Below are 17,673 nucleotides of genomic sequence, written 5' to 3' on the forward strand. Positions count from 1 at the left end.
ATTGACGCCCTGCAAACTTTACTGTCACCCTGGCCCGCAGTGCTAAGTTGAATCCCATGCCTCCTCCCTTATTCGACCGTGACCGTAAGCGTGTTTCTCGTAAGCACTACATCACCGGGAAACCCGCAAACAAATTTCGAGCCGCTGACGGCACGATGGGTGGATGGCAGTTCCTGTCGTCGATCAACCAGTTGGCGAGACATCAGACTGTTTGAATAGTTGCAGGCTCTCGAAATACTCGATGAAATTTTTACTCATTAGGTGATTCGCCTTAATCTCCTCAATCTGCTGACTTATCCAGAAGTTCATCGTAGTTATGTATTGCGCCTTGGGCTCGTGATATTCCTTCTCACTGAGCCGAATAAAGGCTGGGGTCTGGTTTTCGTCAAGCCTCTCATAACGAATAGCCCAATAGAGGCCCGCCATCGTAGAGGATCTAGAACTCAAATATACCGCTGGAATAGAGATACTCTCCCTAGACGGAACGAGTTTTCTTTGAAAACATGTCTCTATAATCAGACGAGTGAAATAAGCCTGAACAAATTCACTCCTAACAAGCGGATTAGGATGCTTTAAGTCTGGAATGCTGAAATCATCTGCGTATATTTGAAAAAACCTATGAAACATAATTTCCTGACCGCACATCAACATATAGATGCCAGGCATTTGAAATAGGTTTTTCTTTACCATGTAAGTTATTGCGAGACTCACGCCCTCTAGATCAGCCAAGATCTCTCGCGCTTGCGATTTCAGTAAAAAATTCTCATCAGTATGCTCCGAGTGAAGTACAAATTTTGACTGAGACTCATCGACAGTAACAACATCCTCCTCGTCACCACCTACAACCTGAAATAAGTAGTGACGCTGCAGCAAATGACCTAGCTCATGAAAATAAAGCCATACAACCATTAATTCAAACATCAGGAACCTGGCGGCAAGCAGGTCATCCGTAAGCTTTTCGTGCCTACTTTCATCGTAGAGTGGTTTATAGCGTTGAAAAACTTCGGTATATTGACTTGAAGGTATTGGTGGTACGCCGGTGTCAAACACGAAACTTTTATTCTGGTACAAGTTGTTTAGATTTTTAACATGCGATGTTTCTTCGGCGATCTGCTGGGAGACCATCGGAAACACGAATGCATCCCTGTAAATCTCTCTTAGCATTCCCAAATTAATTCTTACGACAGGGCTCATCGGGTCAGAAAGTTTGGTAACCGCTGAAGCATTTGCGCTTGGATTTAAGGGTATTTCCCAAGTTAGATTTCCATTGTGTTTGGAGAAAACAACATCATTGGCCCACTCCGTAAGCTCTTTGATTACAGGGGTCGCCAGAGCCTCAACATAGTCATTGGATAAATGTTTACCCTCTTCAATGATGCCCTTGAGTTTTTCAATAGAAATACGAGGCGGAATCAATTTAATCACTCCTTTGATAAAAAGAGGGCCCCGCAGGGCCCATTTGCACTCAAACCAATATAATACTGCCATCACGGTCTCGTCAGCCAGCGGCGGAGCCGGGTGAAGCCTCAGTGTCCTGACCTTCGAGATCTGTAGGCGCGTTTGAAGGATCGCTAGCCGGTACAGGGCTGATCCAGTTTCTAGCCTGCTCCAGGTACTCCAGAACACCAAGCTGCAGACTGCCCCTATACCCATCCAGGGCAGACTCGTAATGCAGAAAATCGACTGCAGTTTCGTCTACTTCTGAGCGACCACTCCCGTACACGTGAATAGGGCCGTAATCCGTGCTCTTGGGGTCTTGACCGTAGTTGTCGACCAAAAGCCGAACCTTATCAGTTAGCACGAGCCACTGGAGAGCACGCTCAGAGCTAATCGACGAAGCAATGGTCAAGGTTGCAGAAAAATCTGAATACCTTGAATGGGCTGTGAAAAGCGCACATTTCAGCTTCCCGAAGTTAGGGTTCTCCATCTTTACCTCTGCAATCAACTTGTCGAGGTTGTCGAGTGCCAGTAGCTCAAGGTTTAACTGGGTGATAGCCATTGTGTGACCGAACCAGTGAGCCTTAGCGTAGGAGTCGACGATGGAGGCAACCAAGCGATTCAAGACCTCCATATTTTGCTTTTCCTTCCTAATCCGTGGGACGACGTCGATCACCACATAAAAGAAGTACGCTGCAATAAAACCTGTCAGAAGGTCTCCAACAATATCTTCGAAAGCCTTCGACTGGATGAACATCACGACCCCGGGCCAATTGATTAGCATGTAGTCGCTGGCCGTAAGCTTAATTTTGACCACACAGAGGCAAACTAAAGCCACGGTCGCCCAGGCACATAATTTCCGCTCAAACTTATCCTTCAGAAATTCGAACATATCCATATCTCATTAAAAAGGGCCCCGCAGGGCCCTGATTTGTACTCAAACAGTCTTACTTAGCCAACCAAGATTCCACAGTGTCGACACCGTATTCAGCTTTCCAGTCCTTCAGAATCTTGTGGTTGCCGCCCTTAGTTTCGACGACCTCACCGGAATGCGGATTTTTGTAGATTTTGACTTGGCGTGGCTTGCGGGTGCCTGCCTTGGATTCGATGGCTGCAGGAGCACGGCGCGAGGCCTGAGGGTCAAGAATGGCAATGATGTTGCGCAGGCTGTAGCCGTACTCGGCCAGCAGGTTACGAAGCTTCTGCTCGAACTCGATTTCGCGCTTCAGGCCATCATCATTTTTTAGGGTTTCGAGCTCGGCCAGTTGAGCGGCGAGCTGCTGCTCAAGGGCACGGAATTCTGCGAGACGAGACATTTGGAGCTCCTGTAAGGTATTGGGCCATTATCCGGTGATGGTCAAGGCTAAGTCTAGCAATCAGCAAGCTGAAAAGGAGCTTCAATGCATCTAGTGATGCTCGACACTTGCGTATGGCTTGATAAGTCATCACAAAAGGTCGAGCTTCCTATGCTTACCGCCCTGGAGCACTTAGTCCGCGATGACGCAATTAATATCTTGCTGCCCGACCTGGTTATGAGCGAAACAAGGACAGGCTTATCGAAGCCACACGTAAGCATCTCGCTAACGAGTTCCGGGAGGTGACAGGTGTGATTGAGTCATTCGATGGTATGGGAAAGAAGCTGCGCTCGACGTCCTGGATGACATGAATCAAAGATTGCCAATCCTATCGGCAGCGACTCAAGTGACAGTGAACCGTGTTCTGAAGCGGTTCGAGAACACCATTGAATTTCAGATTTCAGATACCTCGAAGATCAGGGCTGCAGAGGCAGCAATCGCCAAGCGGGCTCCTTCCCAAACAGAAGAATAGCGTTGCTGACGCGGTACTGGTTGAGGCCTTCTAGGAATTCCGCACACAACACGCGGATGAATACGAGAGCTTCCGTTTTGTCACTCACAATGTCACCGACTTTTCTGCAAAAGATCACCGAAAACCACACGATGATTTTGCAGAAATCTTTGATGACAAAACCTCGCTGTTCTTCAACTCGACCAGCCCCGCCATCGAGGAATTTACTAGACCTTGAAGAATTCCATTATGAGCACAACTTTGCCTGGGAGGATGAGACTCGTGGTCTTCAAGAGATAATGTCGGCCATGGACGAGCTGTTCGAAAAGGTCTGGTACAACCTACACATTTAAACGATGTACCACATCGAGGAAGGGGAAACAGAAATCGTCCCGGCAGGCACACCACACTACGGCAATGGCGTGATCCACGAGGATGTCTTAATCAGGGCTAAGGCTGCCGCTCAACGCGTTAGAGAACAATACGAAGACACCGGGCATCGGAGCGATTTCGAATGGGGGATGCTTAACGGAAAGCTTTCCGCATTGCGGTGAGTACTGGATGAGGAGTGGGACATGCTCGACACCTGAGAAAAACGAGGCGTTGTGACATCCTCTATCAACCCCAGCATTCCGGAGAACTTATAGCATTCCCCTCCTGTTTTGATGACGATGCGATGCTTCGATGTCCTTTGAAGTAGAAATCATTGCTGAGCCATAATTTGAAATAATCCAGTTTTGCCGCTTCACCACCGGTGGTGAAACTCGAATCACATGCAGTACACCGTCCAAAGCTGGTCGACCTACGTCGTGATGCGACTCTATGGTGACAAAACAAACCGGGAGGCCAAGATCTTGAAAAGCTCTGCAAGCTCTCGCGCATTTAGCAACGCATGGTGTGGCAGATCAGACAGTTTTACCTGTTCAAGAACTTCAGCATCTACGTGGGCGAAGAGGATCGTTAGGTTGATCGGTTGATTCATTATCTTGTCTGGCCAGGACTGATGACCCGCGAAAGCGAGATCACAGAAAAATCCCCAATCCCAATGTGGCGCATCGGAACACACCTCAAGCTCCTCGTCGAAGCTGCTTATGAATCTTCGAATCGAGGCTCGGGCCTCGACGAGCGACTGTCCATATCGCAGACAATCCAGATGCGGTAGGACGTTCCGGATGACTAAATCACTGCAGTCCCCGACCGAATAGGTATCCGTCAGCTCAACGTAGAACGCATTGTGATTGAAAGTGGGGGGCTCTCAGTCGTCACTCCAAGGATAGAATTTGTCCCCATATCTAGCGCGTAAAGCGCGATTACGCTCGATTCGCCTGATCCATGGATCGTAGTCATCGGGCAACGCTGCGAGCTTAGCGCTGATGATCATTTGCACCGCTTCGTCGCGCAGTAATCTGCTGGTCAGCTCGCGGTATTCACCGCGTGTAACCACACCATACATGGCGTAATTCTCTCTCACGTAGAGGTCGGTCAATCCTACCCGCAGGTGGCCATATCTTTCTACGTCGTCGGGATAGACGTCCTCAAGACTGAGGTGTCCCATGTTGATCTCCGGGTTAAATGCAACCGATCGCGCGCACCGTCATTGCAATCGTCCCTTCGCGCCAGCGCCTACGAAAGCCAGCCAACAGCAAGCGACTTAACATGCGCATGATAGGGTTCGCTCAGTTATCAATATTGAGAATTCGCCTTTGAACGCACCTGACGCAAGTGTCGATTTCAACAACCTGATCAACGCACCGAAGTTTTCCGACGACCCAGTCGGGCAGCGCCAGAAGAAACGGTGGCGACTACTAGCTGAAGACATTTTTCAAAGCACCACAATAAAGGCACTGCTCGAAGCGAGAGGCAAAGCGGAAGGCTACATCCACGGCCTTGTAGATGCCGGGCACCTCTCGACCAAAGACCACGAGCGTGATTACGTAATTCTGTGCATCGCTCAAAGGCGGCGTGAATTCCTACACAAATTGCTGAAAGAGTACGGTTACTGAAGAAATAAACTCACGCCTTAGCAGCAATCCCAAAGCGTCTCGGAGAATGTTTTTACGTCCCCACCAAGGCTCTCAGCTTGACTCGTAGCTCCTCTTGGGTAGGCGCTGAGTTAAGGCCCAGGACAGGATCAGTGCGAACCAACCGTCGATCGTGATCTGGCCAGCTGTCAAAAGGATCATCATCCAGGGCAATCCAATTCCTCAGGCCTGCCCTGGTTACTGCAGCACGGATCTGCTGATAGCGGCTGTGCATGTCGTACCCCTCAAGAGGCGCCCTGGGCATCCTTGAGTGCCATGTACTGCTCACGGTGAGAGTCTGCAACTCTGGCGGTAAGGCAGCGCGTGCACGACGGTAACCGAGGATGCGCACCCAGCTTGTCGATAAGCTGATTTTGACTTGAGGAAACTCCTTCAGAATCTCGACCAGGATTACGGCATGCATCATGAGTTGCCCGGGTGCACGCAACTCCAGACCACTCTGAGTACGGTAAACGTCGTCTGGGTGCAGCACTCCATCAAAATCGAGAAATAGAACTCGATCATTCGGCGTCAGACGGCTGCTTGTCGGGCCGTTCGAATCAAGCATGGTAAAGAACTCTCAAAGCCGGCCCTCCTGAAAGCAATCTGCTTCCCCTGAAGAGCACTGCCAGATGCACTCAATCAACTCCGTCAGTAGCTCGTCAAGACTGACTAGGCCATCCGCATATCGCTGCATCTCAGCAAGGTGCGAAGAGGAAGGCCTCACACCATCGAGTACCTGACAAGCAAGAACCTCAGCCACTGCCTTGCGACGTCGTTCTCGCTCGAAATCATCGGTCTGCACGTGCCACCTCTCCTTCGCTTAGAAAGCCTCCACCAAAGGGAAAGCTTGGCTATGACGTATTTACTTAAACGCCTTACTGAAGCGTTGGGAAAGAGTCACAGCATCGATCACTGCCCAGCTTTCCGGTTGGCTACTTTTCCGAATAAAGTTGATCGCGCAACCAACCATAAACACGCCCGCAGCGACTCCTTCCCAAGCCGCAGCCTTAAACGTCGCCGGAACGAGATAACTAGGGTTGACGCTACCCGTTACGAGGTGGATCGGATAAGGCGAAATGAAGCAACCAGCAACGGCCACCGCAACCATCAAGGGTACCGCTGCAACTAGCATTAGAACCGGTACTTTGATCTGGTACTGCTTCGCCGCGACAAGCTTGCCGCTCGAACCCTTTACTGCGTAGATGATGGCTTTGTTCTCAGTCTTGTCTTTTTTCTTCGTGAAGATGCCATACAGGGTCACTTGCTCCCCCGCCTCAATCTCTTCAAAAATCTTTCCTGGCAGCAATACATTCGGCAACACGTGCCCATCGATAACGATGCGCGCGGTCACAGTCCCCTGCTCAGTTGCAATCACTCGTGGCTTCTCGATCACTCCAGTGACCTGCCGGCAATCAAATCGAATCAAAACGATGCTCCTGCAATTTTTTAAGGCGTAGCTAATCGCACTGCCTGAATGGCAGCGTGGGTGAAAGTGTTGAGTCAGTTACGCTCGAAACGAAAAAACGGTACTAAGTGCTGCTGGCTTCCTTAAACCATCACCAAGTAATAGGTAGACCGTGCTTTTGGTTTCAAACAAGCATGGGTGGTCATGCGAAATTCCGAAATTGGTGCGCACCCAGTGGCCGGGAGAAAAACGTCGGCGGCTGTCCAGGACGATCTCATGGGAGTAGACAGCACTTGGTAGCAGCCCCATTGATGCGAGTCGATCCTGCTCCGCCGGAGTGAGCTGGAGATCAGCGATGATCCATTGCCTCACTAGGCAGAAAGGCTTCCCCGGAAAAGTCTTTTCGGCGAGCCCTATTATTTCTTCTTGCGCACCATGCCAACCATGAACGACTTCCCCACTTCCGTAAAAAAAATGAGCAATCTCATCAAGTGTTACTGACATGGCGCCTCCAGTGTTTGAACCATCATGTGCGTGCACTGGTGTAGATATGGCCCGTTCCGGTGATGAACTCGTAGACGGGGTTTTCCTCGGTGCCAGGCTGGATGCGAATTTCAGAGAGAAGCTCCATTGCGTATGACGCCTGCTCGCACTTTGTGGGTGGAAGTATGAGATGGATGTTCGTCACTATCAGGAATTCACTCTGCTCTGCTGCACGCATCAACTGAACGGTTTCCACATCCGAAACTAGGTGAGCAACCGGACTAAAGCCACCATCCTCTAACCCCATTCCCTCAATCAGAAACGAGTACTCGCACCGACTGATATCCATGGATTTCCAGAGCATTCGAATGCCGTCTGGAGTTCTAAATTGCCCCTGCAAATTGCTGCTATTGGTTACAAACACTGCGGATAAACCCTATTTCAAACCCTGCCAAGCTCTGAATAAGCTCAGCGTAAGGCAGCCTTCGATTGACCCTGCTCATGCTTCTGGCAACCGGATAGGGATGCTGCCGAAAGGCACGCGATTCCTTGGCGCTATGCATCCTGTTGAATGGCCATCATAAGCAAATATCCCATCATTAACAATTAGAGATATTTGGTGGGCCATTGCGAGTATGGCTCTATCCTTCATTTTGAGAAATTGAACGTGAAGGAAGAGCTAGCCGTCACGCTGCGCGCCATCCGGCAAATGAAAGGAGTGGGTTATGAGGCCCTGGCGGGAACCATCAGCCAGAGCAACCTTAGCTTGCTCGAGCAAGGGAAAATCCAGGCGACGCTACCGACCCTCGTCAAGATCGCCGAAACGCTCGACATCAACCTTCTGACTCTATTGGCGTTGTGCTTAGCGATCCGTGACAAAGAGGCTCCTGAACATTTGATAAAAAATGCGCAGAAAGAGCTTCAAGGCTTCATCGAGTCGGGCGGCCTAAAAATCATGGAGGATCAGATTCAGGACGGAGCATTGAAAAAGCGCTCTCGAGGAACTCGAGCGGATGCTCAGAGGGTGAGTGCCGTTGTTGAACTGAAAAAGCGGGGCCTGACACAGGCGGAAGCTGCGCGGGAACTAGGGTTGCCCACATCGACAGTTCAACGGTACTGGCAAAAGGAATAAGCCCTTAAAGGCAGAGCCTCTACCACGAAGCGCCTGATCATCGCCTTATCCATCAACGTTTCAATATGGAATGGAGCGCGTCAGCGAATCTCTGATAGGTGAATTTTTAGCTTCATCACCGTGATCTAAGCAATCACCGCCGCTCGCTAGGAAAAGCTAAACTTTCCGTAGAGTAAGGCGTTAAAAAATCAGAGGCCGCTCCTGCCCCCCCTCTGCGGAAACTCTCCGCACCAGTCTTCACTCCCCTCGTAGCAATGTGTAGGTGCTGGCGTGGCCTCAAGTAGATCATTCGCCCAGACCTCATCTGAAACCAATCGAATTTGATGTGTCCATCTCATACCAAAAAAAATGGACAAGGCCATTTGATCCCAAAGCGTTGATTTAGTGGGCTCTCAGCTGTCCATTTTTTTCTTAACTCACTATTAGAGGGATTCGACAAGACCATCGTTTCCATCCCGACCTGGCGCCTGATGTCCGAGTCGTTCAGAAACTGGCGCGGCATGCAGCAGTCCGGCGGGCGGCGGATCAAGCGCAGCCTGCTCATCGACGCCAGCGGTGTGCGCTTCATCCGCGACGACGAAGAAGAAAAACTCTCCCAGGTGCACCTGCTGACCGCTTACATGGGGCGCAAGAAAGCCGAGCTCAAGGCCTGGAACGAAGCCCAGGGCAACGTCGCGGCGATGTCGGCCAACCGCCGGCGCATGACCAACATCGGCACCTTCCGCGCCTATGCCTTGGCTTACCTGAAGAGCCATCCGGAAATCCAGCCGAACATGACCTGCATGGTCCGCCAGATGCAAACCACCGCCCAGGGCATTCCGCTGGAAATCTACTGCTTTACCACCACCACGGTGTGGGCCGATTACGAGCGGATCCAGGGGGATATTTTCGATTACCTGCTGGCGGTGCTGCCGGAGTTCGGGCTGAGCCTGTATCAGCAGCCGAGCGGTGGGGATTTGCGGTCGGGGTTGTTGCCGGCAGTCCTTGGCGCGAGCCACATTCCAGAAGCCGAAAAACATCTGATGTAGCGCTTTCTTCAAATGCAAAAAAAGACGCAACCTTGGTTGCGTCTTTTTTTTCCCGCCGATTTATCAGGCCTGCCGCTGCGGTGCCTTGTGCACCATGGTGTAGGCGTAATCGACGCCCATGCCGTACGCGCCGCTGTGTTCCAGCACCAGGTCCATCACCGCTTGATAAGTATCTTTGTGCGCCCAGTCACGCTGGTACTCGAGCAGCACTTGCTGCCAGGTCACCGGCACCGCGCCGGCCTGAATCATCCGCTGTACCGACATGTCGTGGGCTTCTTTGGTAGTGCCGCCGGACGCGTCAGTGACGATGTACACCTCGTAGCCTTCAGCCAAAGCTTCCAGAGCCGGGAAGGTCAGGCAGACCTCGGTCCACAGCGCGGCGATGATCAGTTTCTTGCGACCGGTGGCCTTCACCGCGTCAACCAGCGCCTTGTCTTCCCAGGAGTTCATCGAGGTGCGCTCGATCGGCTTCTGCTCCGGGTGTACCGCCAGCAGTTCCGGCCAGATGTAGCCGCTGAAGCTTTCGGTTTCGACCGAGGTGTAGATGGTCGGTACGTTGAAGATCTTGGCTGCCTTGGCCAGGCCGACGGTGTTGTTCTTCAGGGTCTGACGGTCGATCGACTGCACGCCGAAAGCCATTTGCGGCTGGTGGTCGATCAGGATCAGGGCGGAGTTGGTTGGGTTCAGCAGTTCACGGATAGACATGGCGAGTTCCTTTTGATGTCGATTCAAAGTTTCGATCAGGTATTGGTGAGTCGAGTCGCTTTGCCATCTGCGGCGTTGTTGTCTCGGCTTGGATGTCACTTTAGGGGCTGGCCGATAAAGGGACAATTCCCTAAAATCGAGAATCATTGATTCTAAAATAGGGACAATCATGGATCGCATCGAATGCATGCGCGCCTTCGTGGTGACGGTCGGCGAGAACGGCTTCGCGGCCGCCGCCCGGGCCATGGACGTGCCCCGCTCGAAAGTCAGCAAACAGATTCAGGCGCTGGAAGAAGCCATCGGTGTGCAGCTGCTGCAACGCACCACCCGCAGCCTGCACCTGACCGAAGCAGGTGCCGAGTATTTCGAAGCGGCGCGGGAAGTGATTGCGGCACTGGACGAGGCCGAGCAGCGGGCGCGGGACGGGGTGGGTGAATTGCGTGGTGTGTTGCGGGTCAACGCACCGATGTCGTTCGGCCTGCGGCGGCTGGGCAAGCTGATTCCGCTGTTTCACGAGCAGCACCCGAACATCGAACTGCAACTGGTGCTCAGCGACCAGCAGGTCGATCCGGTGCGCGGCGGGTTCGACGTGACCATCCGCATCGCCAGCCTGCCCGACTCGACCATGATCGCCCGGCAACTGGCGCCGGCCCCACGGATCATGGTCGCCTCCCCCGCTTACCTCGAACGCGCGGGCACGCCGCAGACCCCGCAGGATCTGCGCTCGCATCAATGCTTGAACTACGGCTATCTGCAGAGTGGCGTCAGCCTGCAACTGTGCAACGGCAAAGAAACGCAGCGGGTCAACGTGACCGGGCCGCTGCACGCCAACAACGGCGACCTGCTGGCGCAAGCGGCCGAGGCCGGCATGGGCATTGCGCTGCTGCCGGACTTCATCGTCGAAGAGGCACTGGCGGCCGGGCGGCTGGTGCCGGTGCTGTGCGAATGGCAGGCGCCGGCGATCACCATCAACGCGGTGTATTCGTCAGCGCGACGAGTGCCGCAGAAGACTCGGGCGTTTATCGCGTTTCTGGTGGAGCAATTGGCGCCGACTGGCGAATCCCCAACCGGCTGATCCACACCGCCGCCAGAATCACGCTGCCACCGAGGAACAACCGCCCGAGTTCTTCATGCTGATTCCAGATCAGCAGATTCAGCAGCAGCCCCACCGGCACGTGCAGGTTGTTCATCACCGCCAGGGTGCCGCCGTTGACCAGGCACGCACCCTTGTTCCACCAGTACAGGCCCAGTGCAGTGGAGACCAGACCGAGGAACACCAGCACGCCCCATTGCAGCGGCGCTTCGGGCAGGAAGTTGGATTTGCCGAACAGCAGGAACGCCGGCAGCGCCACCGCCAGTGCACCGAGGTAGAAGAAACCGAAACGTCGGTAGTGCGGCAGATCGCTCGGGTGCTTCGCCACCAGATGTTTGTACAGCACCTGCCCGGCGGCATAGGTGAAGTTGGCCAGTTGCAGCAGCAAAAAGCCCATGAAGAAGTCCGGGTTGATCCGGTCGTAGCGAATCACCGCCGCGCCTGCGACCGCCACCAGTGCCGCGATCAGCGCCCACGGGTTGAAGCGTCGGTTGAGCGCATCTTCGATCAGCGTAACGTGCAGGGGCGTGAGGATGGTGAACAGCAAAACTTCCGGCACCGTCAGCACCCGGAAGCTCAAGTACAGGCAGACGTAGGTCACGCCGAACTGCAACGCGCCGATCAGCAACATGCCGCGCATGAACGCCGGCTCCACCGAACGCCAGCGCGTCAGCGGGATGAACACCAGCCCGGCCAGCACCACACGCACCAGCACCGCGAAGTAGCTGTCGACATGACCGGCCAGGTATTCGCCGATCAGACTGAAGGAAAACGCCTGGATCAGCGTGACAAAAAGTAGATAGCCCATGCTCGCCTCGATTTCGAATGGCGGCGACGATAGCGGTTTTTGCCGGCCATCGCTAAATCCCGGGCAAAAAAAAGCCCGATCTCGCTAAAGCGTTCAATCGGGCTACAGCACTCAGGAGCAACAAGTGCAAAGGGAGGTTCGATGCGCGTAGAGCCTTGAAGGGGTTGCGCCAGGTCACTAGAACAATCGGCGATTATCTGGCGATTAACATATCAGGCGACCTGGGACAGTTTGGCGTTGGCCTGGTTGAGGCCTTTCTCCTGGAAGTCGCCGCCCAGGTTCATGCCTTCGGCGTGGATGAAGGTCACGTCATTAATGCCGATGAAGCCCATCACCTGACGCAGGTACGGTTCCTGATGATCGGCCGGGCCACCGGCATAGATGCCGCCGCGGGCGGTCAGCACGTAGGCACGCTTGCCGCTGAGCAGGCCTTGCGGGCCGGTTTCGGTGTATTTGAAGGTCACGCCGGCACGCAGTACGTGGTCGAGCCAGGCCTTCAGGGTGCTCGGAATGGCGAAGTTGTACATCGGGGCGGCCATCACCAGCACGTCGGCGGCCAGCAATTCATCGGTCAATTCGTTGGAACGGTCCAGCGAGGCCTGCTCGCTGTCGTTGCGCTGCTCGGCGGACTTCATCCATCCGCCCAGCAGGTTGATGTCCAGGTGCGGTACCGGGTTCACGGCGAGGTCACGTACTGTGATCTGATCGGCCGGATGCGCCGCTTTCCATTGACCGATAAAGGTCTGGGTCAGTTGACGGGAAACCGAGTCTTGCTGGCGGGCGCTGCTTTCGATGATCAGAACGCGGGACATGGTGTGTAGCCTCCATCCGAGAATGTTGTAAGTCGATGGAGTGAAGGTTAAACAGTGTCGTATCGATGAAAAAGCGCAAATAATTGCTGCAAAGCATCGAAAAATTCGTTTAGATGCAAGCCAAACCCTGTAGGAGCCCGCCCCCCACAGGGCCGTGACGCTATTTCGGGGTGCAGCTCAGCTTGATGCGCAGCTTGATGATGGTCCGGGTGAACTTGGCCGTGGCGTTTTTATGCTTGCCCGCGGCCACTTCGATGTTGCGCGTGCGCGGCGCTTCCGGGCCGTTGGTGAATACCACCTTGCAGGTTGCGTCGACGTCGCCGTAGTTGTTGACCTGTATGGAGCCGATGTCGTTATCGGTGTCGAACGCGTTGTAGTCGATCTTCAGGCCGTTGAGGTCCTTTTCCACATCGATCGGGTACGCGAACGCAGTCAGCGGAAGCAGCACCAGCAACACACAACAGAATTTTTTCATTCGGCAGTCTCCATGAGGGACCGCCAGCTTAGGACAAGAGGAGCTATTGATGAAAGCGCCCCGCGTGACCCTTGATCAATGGCGAACGTTGCAGGCCGTGGTCGACCACGGCGGATTCGCCCAGGCCGCCGAGGCCCTGCACCGTTCGCAATCGTCGGTGAGCTACACCGTCGCCCGCATGCAGGATCAGCTCGGCGTGCCGCTGTTGCGCATCGACGGTCGCAAGGCTGTGCTGACCGAAGCCGGCGGCGTGTTGCTGCGCCGCTCGCGGCAATTGGTGAAACAGGCCAGCCAGCTGGAAGACCTTGCCCATCACATGGAGCAGGGCTGGGAAGCCGAAGTACGGCTGGTGGTCGACGCCGCCTACCCGAGCGCCCGTATCGTGCGCGCATTGACCGCTTTCATGCCGCAGAGTCGCGGCTGCCGGGTGCGGCTGCGTGAGGAAGTGTTGTCGGGCGTCGAAGAAGTGCTGCTCGAAGGCGTGGCCGACCTGGCCATCACCGGCCTGAGCATTCCCGGTTACCTTGGCGCGGAATTGAGCGATGTCGAATTTGTCGCCGTCGCCCATCCTGACCATGCGCTGCACCGGCTCAACCGCGAGCTGAGCTTTCAGGACCTGGAAACCCAGATGCAAGTGGTGATCCGCGACTCCGGCCGCCAGCAACCCCGGGACGTCGGCTGGCTCGGCGCCGAGCAGCGCTGGACCGTAGGCAGCCTCGCCACGGCCGCGACGTTCGTCAGCAGCGGCCTGGGATTCGCCTGGCTGCCACGCCACATGATCGAGCGGGAACTGAAAGACGGCTCGCTCAAGCTGCTACCGTTGGACAGAGGCGGCAACCGCAACTCCAGTTTCTATCTGTATTCGAACAAGGACAAACCCTTGGGCCCAGCGACGCAAATCCTGATCGAACTGCTGCGCACCTTCGACACCCTGCCGCTGGACGCACCGTTCGCCGCCCCCGAACAAGCCTGACACGGAGTTCACCGATGGCGTATTTCGAGCATGAAGGTTGCAACCTGCACTACGAGGAATATGGCCACGGCGATCCGTTGCTGCTGGTTCACGGTCTGGGCTCCAGCACCCTGGACTGGGAAATGCAGATTCCCGCCCTGGCCGCGCATTACCGGGTGATCGTCCCGGACGTGCGCGGTCACGGCCGCTCCGACAAGCCCCGCGAGCGCTACAGCATCGCCGGTTTCAGCGCCGACATCGTCGCCCTGATCGAGCATTTGAAACTCGGCCCGGTGCACTACGCCGGGCTGTCCATGGGTGGCATGATCGGCTTCCAGTTCGCCGTCGATCACCCGCGGATGCTCAAGAGCCTGACCATCGTCAACAGCGCGCCCGAGGTCAAGGTGCGCAGCCGCGACGATTACTGGCAGTGGTTCAAACGCTGGAGCCTGATGCGCCTGCTCAGCCTCGCCACCATCGGCAAGGCCCTTGGCGCCAAGCTGTTCCCCAAACCGGAGCAGGCCGATTTGCGTCAGAAGATGGCCGAACGCTGGGCAAAAAACGACAAACGTGCTTATCTCGCCAGCTTCGATGCGATTGTTGGCTGGGGCGTCCAGGAACGACTTTCCCGGGTCACCTGTCCAACCCTCGTCGTCAGCGCCGACCGGGACTACACCCCCGTTTCGCTGAAAGAAACCTATGTCAGACTGCTGCCCGATGCGCGGCTGGTGGTGATCGCCGACTCGCGCCATGCCACCCCGCTCGATCAGCCCGAACGCTTCAATCAAACGCTGCTGGAGTTCCTCGCCACAGCCGATAATCACCCTCAGGATCACTGACCCATGCTGAAAAAACTCGCCCTCGCCGCCGGCACCGTGCTGTTCGCTGCCAACCTGATGGCTGCCACGCCGGCAAAAGCACCGCACGTGCTGCTGGACACCACCAACGGCCAGATCGAAATCGAGCTGGACCCGGTCAAGGCGCCGATCAGTACCAAGAATTTCCTCGAGTACGTCGACAGCGGCTTTTACAACAACACGATTTTCCACCGCGTGATCCCGGGCTTCATGGCCCAGGGCGGCGGCTTCACCCAGCAGATGCAGCAAAAAGACACCAAGGCGCCGATCAAGAACGAAGCCAGCAACGGCCTGCATAACGTTCGTGGCACCCTGTCGATGGCCCGTACTTCCAACCCGGATTCGGCCACCAGCCAGTTCTTCATCAACGTCGCCGACAACGCTTTCCTCGATCCGGGCCGTGACGCCGGTTACGCGGTGTTCGCCAAAGTGGTCAAGGGCATGGACGTGGTCGACATCATCGTCAACTCCCAGACCACCACCAAACAGGGCATGCAAAACGTGCCGGTCGACCCTGTGATCATCAAGTCGGCCAAGCGCATCGACTAAGCTTTACAGGGCATATCGAGCGGCGCTGACCTGATGTCACGCCGCTCACACTGATAAAAGGAGAGCCCGTGCTCCGGGCGGTTATCTGATGCTCTATCGCCGTTTCGAACAACTGATCGACATATTCCGCGACGCCCCGACGGCGTCTCCGCCGGACCGCGTTCTGCCCTTCTATACCTATTACCTGAAGCAGGTCTGGCCGAGTTTCGCCGCCCTGCTGATCGTCGGCCTGTTCGGTGCACTGATCGAAGTGGCGCTGTTCAGCTACCTGAGTCGCATCATCGACCTCGCCCAGGGTACGCCGAACGTCGACTTCTTCAAGGTGCACGGCGTCGAACTGGCGTGGATGGCGGTGGTAGCGTTACTGCTGCGCCCGCTGTTCCTGGCGCTGCACGACATGCTGGTGCACCAGACCCTGAGCCCGAGCATGACCAGCATGATTCGCTGGCAGAACCACAGTTACGTGCTCAAGCAGAGCCTGAATTTCTTCCAGAACGACTTCGCCGGGCGCATTGCCCAGCGCATCATGCAGACCGGCAACTCGCTGCGCGATTCCGCCGTGCAAGCGGTGGATGCGCTGTGGCACGTGCTGATCTACGCGATCAGTTCGCTGGTGCTGTTCGCCGAGGCCGACTGGCGCCTGATGATCCCGCTGCTGACGTGGATCGCCGCCTACATCGGCGCGCTCTATTACTTCGTGCCACGGGTCAAGAACCGCTCGGTGGAAGCCTCCGATGCGCGCTCGAAGCTGATGGGCCGGATCGTCGACGGCTACACCAACATCGCCACCCTGAAGCTGTTCGCCCACACCAATTTCGAACAGCACTACGCCCGCGAAGCGATCCAGGAACAGACCGAAAAAGCCCAGCTGGCCGGCCGCGTGGTCACCAGCATGGACGTGGCCATCACCACCATGAACGGCCTGTTGATCGTCGGCACCACGGCGCTGGCCCTGTGGCTGTGGACGCAATCGCTGATCAGCGTCGGCGCGATCGCCCTGGCCACCGGTCTGGTGATCCGCATCGTCAACATGTCCGGCTGGATCATGTGGGTGGTCACCGGGATCTTCGAAAACATCGGCATGGTTCAGGATGGTCTGCAGACCATCTCGCAACCGGTCAGCGTCACCGACCGGGAGCAGGCCAAACCGCTGGCCGTCGCCCGTGGCGAAGTGCGTTTCGAGCACGTGGATTTTCACTACGGCAAGAAGAAAGGCATCATCGGCGACCTCAACCTGACCATCAAACCCGGCGAGAAAATCGGTCTGATCGGCCCGTCCGGCGCCGGCAAATCGACTTTGGTCAACCTGCTGCTGCGCCTGTACGACGTCGAGGGCGGGCGGATCCTGATCGACGGCCAGAACATCGCCGAAGTCGGCCAGGAAAGCCTGCGCGCACGGATCGGCATGATCACTCAGGACACCTCGCTGCTGCACCGCTCGATCCGCGACAACTTGCTGTACGGCAAGCCCGACGCCACTGAAGCGGAGCTCTGGGAAGCGGTGCGCAAGGCCCGCGCGGATGAGTTCATCCCGCTGCTGTCGGACGCCGAGGGGCGCACCGGATTCGACGCGCATGTCGGCGAACGCGGGGTGAAACTGTCCGGTGGTCAGCGTCAGCGGATCGCGATTGCGCGGGTGCTGCTCAAGGACGCGCCGATCCTGATCATGGACGAAGCGACCTCGGCCCTGGACTCGGAAGTCGAAGCGGCGATTCAGGAAAGCCTGGAAACCCTGATGCAGGGCAAGACCGTGATCGCCATCGCCCACCGCCTTTCGACCATTGCCCGCATGGACCGACTGGTGGTGCTGGAGAACGGCAAGATCGCCGAAAGCGGCAACCATGCCGAACTGCTGGCCCATGGCGGATTGTATGCGCGGCTGTGGGCGCACCAGACCGGAGGGTTTGTCGGCATCGACTGATCCTGCGTCAAAACGTAAAAACCGCCAGAGCCCTTTAACCACGGGCTCTGGCGGTTTTTTATCGCCTGCTGGAAATCCCCTGAAACCCTGCTGTAATCAGCGAAGGCTCCGGAACGGAACCTGTCGTAAATCTGCAGGGAAGCATCACTCGATGCAGTCTCGATAGCACGCCTATCAAGGACTCTG

The 17,673-nt window shown here is 55.8% G+C and carries 20 protein-coding genes and 1 pseudogene; 8 read left to right on the forward strand and 13 right to left on the reverse strand.

What is annotated here, in order from left to right; translation table 11 throughout:
* Positions 1–183: 183 nt before the first annotated feature.
* The 4 genes from JKA62_RS22390 to JKA62_RS22405 all read right to left on the reverse strand — a co-directional run bounded on the left by JKA62_RS22390 (position 184) and on the right by JKA62_RS22405 (position 4,798).
* A complete protein-coding gene (locus JKA62_RS22390; protein WP_201819516.1) occupies positions 184–1,488 on the reverse strand; it encodes a hypothetical protein in 1,305 nt (434 codons plus the stop codon).
* A 10-nt stretch (positions 1,489–1,498) separates the two neighbouring features.
* Positions 1,499–2,329, reverse strand: coding sequence for a hypothetical protein (locus JKA62_RS22395; RefSeq protein WP_201819519.1), 831 nt, complete (start codon positions 2,327–2,329; stop codon positions 1,499–1,501).
* Between the two features lie 55 nt (positions 2,330–2,384).
* A complete protein-coding gene (locus JKA62_RS22400; protein WP_201819520.1) occupies positions 2,385–2,753 on the reverse strand; it encodes a histone-like nucleoid-structuring protein, MvaT/MvaU family in 369 nt (122 codons plus the stop codon).
* Positions 2,754–4,498: 1,745 nt separating this feature from the next.
* Positions 4,499–4,798, reverse strand: coding sequence for a hypothetical protein (locus JKA62_RS22405; protein ID WP_201819522.1), 300 nt, complete (start codon positions 4,796–4,798; stop codon positions 4,499–4,501).
* A gap of 148 nt (positions 4,799–4,946) precedes the next feature.
* On the opposite strand from JKA62_RS22405, the gene JKA62_RS22410 reads away from it, so the two are divergent.
* On the forward strand, positions 4,947–5,246 hold the full coding sequence (locus JKA62_RS22410) for a hypothetical protein (RefSeq protein ID WP_201819524.1): 300 nt from the start codon (positions 4,947–4,949) through the stop codon (positions 5,244–5,246).
* A gap of 52 nt (positions 5,247–5,298) precedes the next feature.
* On the opposite strand, the gene JKA62_RS22415 is transcribed toward JKA62_RS22410, so the two are convergent.
* From JKA62_RS22415 to JKA62_RS22435, 5 genes are all read right to left on the reverse strand, one after another.
* Positions 5,299–5,832 (reverse strand): HAD domain-containing protein, encoded by a 534-nt coding sequence (locus JKA62_RS22415; RefSeq protein WP_201819526.1) that lies wholly within the window; start codon positions 5,830–5,832, stop codon positions 5,299–5,301.
* 12 nt (positions 5,833–5,844) lie between these two features.
* Complete coding sequence (locus tag JKA62_RS29260) at positions 5,845–6,069, reverse strand: hypothetical protein (RefSeq protein ID WP_201819528.1); 225 nt, start codon at positions 6,067–6,069, stop codon at positions 5,845–5,847.
* Positions 6,070–6,129: 60 nt separating this feature from the next.
* Positions 6,130–6,693 (reverse strand): hypothetical protein, encoded by a 564-nt coding sequence (locus tag JKA62_RS22425; RefSeq protein ID WP_201819529.1) that lies wholly within the window; start codon positions 6,691–6,693, stop codon positions 6,130–6,132.
* A 78-nt stretch (positions 6,694–6,771) separates the two neighbouring features.
* Entirely contained in the window at positions 6,772–7,176 is a 405-nt protein-coding gene (locus tag JKA62_RS22430) for a DUF6957 family protein (protein WP_201819531.1), read from the reverse strand.
* A gap of 22 nt (positions 7,177–7,198) precedes the next feature.
* Positions 7,199–7,579, reverse strand: coding sequence for a hypothetical protein (locus JKA62_RS22435; protein WP_201819534.1), 381 nt, complete (start codon positions 7,577–7,579; stop codon positions 7,199–7,201).
* A gap of 243 nt (positions 7,580–7,822) precedes the next feature.
* Here JKA62_RS22435 and JKA62_RS22440 point away from each other — a divergent pair, with 243 nt between their 5' ends.
* Together JKA62_RS22440 and JKA62_RS22445 are read left to right on the forward strand one after the other, a co-directional pair.
* Positions 7,823–8,287: a helix-turn-helix transcriptional regulator gene (locus JKA62_RS22440; RefSeq protein ID WP_330932853.1), complete on the forward strand. Its 465-nt coding sequence runs from the start codon at positions 7,823–7,825 to the stop codon at positions 8,285–8,287.
* A 422-nt stretch (positions 8,288–8,709) separates the two neighbouring features.
* A pseudogene (locus tag JKA62_RS22445) lies at positions 8,710–9,315 on the forward strand (mechanosensitive ion channel family protein); the annotation flags it as partial.
* 63 nt (positions 9,316–9,378) lie between these two features.
* Here JKA62_RS22445 and JKA62_RS22450 read toward each other — a convergent pair.
* A complete protein-coding gene (locus JKA62_RS22450) occupies positions 9,379–10,020 on the reverse strand; it encodes a hydrolase (RefSeq protein WP_007956548.1) in 642 nt (213 codons plus the stop codon).
* Positions 10,021–10,189: 169 nt separating this feature from the next.
* Between JKA62_RS22450 and JKA62_RS22455 the strand changes: the two genes are divergently transcribed.
* Positions 10,190–11,095: a LysR family transcriptional regulator gene (locus JKA62_RS22455; protein WP_011332964.1), complete on the forward strand. Its 906-nt coding sequence runs from the start codon at positions 10,190–10,192 to the stop codon at positions 11,093–11,095.
* Here the strand turns inward: JKA62_RS22455 and JKA62_RS22460 are convergent.
* The 3 genes from JKA62_RS22460 to JKA62_RS22470 all read right to left on the reverse strand — a co-directional run bounded on the left by JKA62_RS22460 (position 11,040) and on the right by JKA62_RS22470 (position 13,208).
* On the reverse strand, positions 11,040–11,921 hold the full coding sequence (locus tag JKA62_RS22460) for a carboxylate/amino acid/amine transporter (RefSeq protein ID WP_102685997.1): 882 nt from the start codon (positions 11,919–11,921) through the stop codon (positions 11,040–11,042). The genes JKA62_RS22455 and JKA62_RS22460 overlap by 56 nt on opposite strands.
* A 212-nt stretch (positions 11,922–12,133) precedes the next feature.
* Complete coding sequence (locus JKA62_RS22465) at positions 12,134–12,733, reverse strand: FMN-dependent NADH-azoreductase (RefSeq protein WP_064383187.1); 600 nt, start codon at positions 12,731–12,733, stop codon at positions 12,134–12,136.
* 160 nt (positions 12,734–12,893) lie between these two features.
* Entirely contained in the window at positions 12,894–13,208 is a 315-nt protein-coding gene (locus tag JKA62_RS22470; RefSeq protein ID WP_064383185.1) for a hypothetical protein, read from the reverse strand.
* Between the two features lie 49 nt (positions 13,209–13,257).
* Here JKA62_RS22470 and JKA62_RS22475 point away from each other — a divergent pair, with 49 nt between their 5' ends.
* The 4 genes from JKA62_RS22475 to JKA62_RS22490 all read left to right on the forward strand — a co-directional run bounded on the left by JKA62_RS22475 (position 13,258) and on the right by JKA62_RS22490 (position 17,487).
* Positions 13,258–14,181: a LysR family transcriptional regulator gene (locus JKA62_RS22475; protein ID WP_011332960.1), complete on the forward strand. Its 924-nt coding sequence runs from the start codon at positions 13,258–13,260 to the stop codon at positions 14,179–14,181.
* Positions 14,182–14,195: 14 nt separating this feature from the next.
* A complete protein-coding gene (locus JKA62_RS22480) occupies positions 14,196–14,999 on the forward strand; it encodes an alpha/beta fold hydrolase (protein ID WP_201819540.1) in 804 nt (267 codons plus the stop codon).
* A gap of 3 nt (positions 15,000–15,002) precedes the next feature.
* Positions 15,003–15,566 (forward strand): peptidylprolyl isomerase A, encoded by a 564-nt coding sequence (locus JKA62_RS22485; RefSeq protein ID WP_011332958.1) that lies wholly within the window; start codon positions 15,003–15,005, stop codon positions 15,564–15,566.
* An 88-nt stretch (positions 15,567–15,654) separates the two neighbouring features.
* A complete protein-coding gene (locus JKA62_RS22490) occupies positions 15,655–17,487 on the forward strand; it encodes an ABC transporter ATP-binding protein (protein ID WP_201819543.1) in 1,833 nt (610 codons plus the stop codon).
* Positions 17,488–17,673: the final 186 nt, after the last annotated feature.

This window comes from Pseudomonas sp. B7 (assembly GCF_016735645.1).
In the GTDB taxonomy this organism is placed as follows: Bacteria; Pseudomonadota; Gammaproteobacteria; order Pseudomonadales; family Pseudomonadaceae; genus Aquipseudomonas; species Aquipseudomonas glycinae.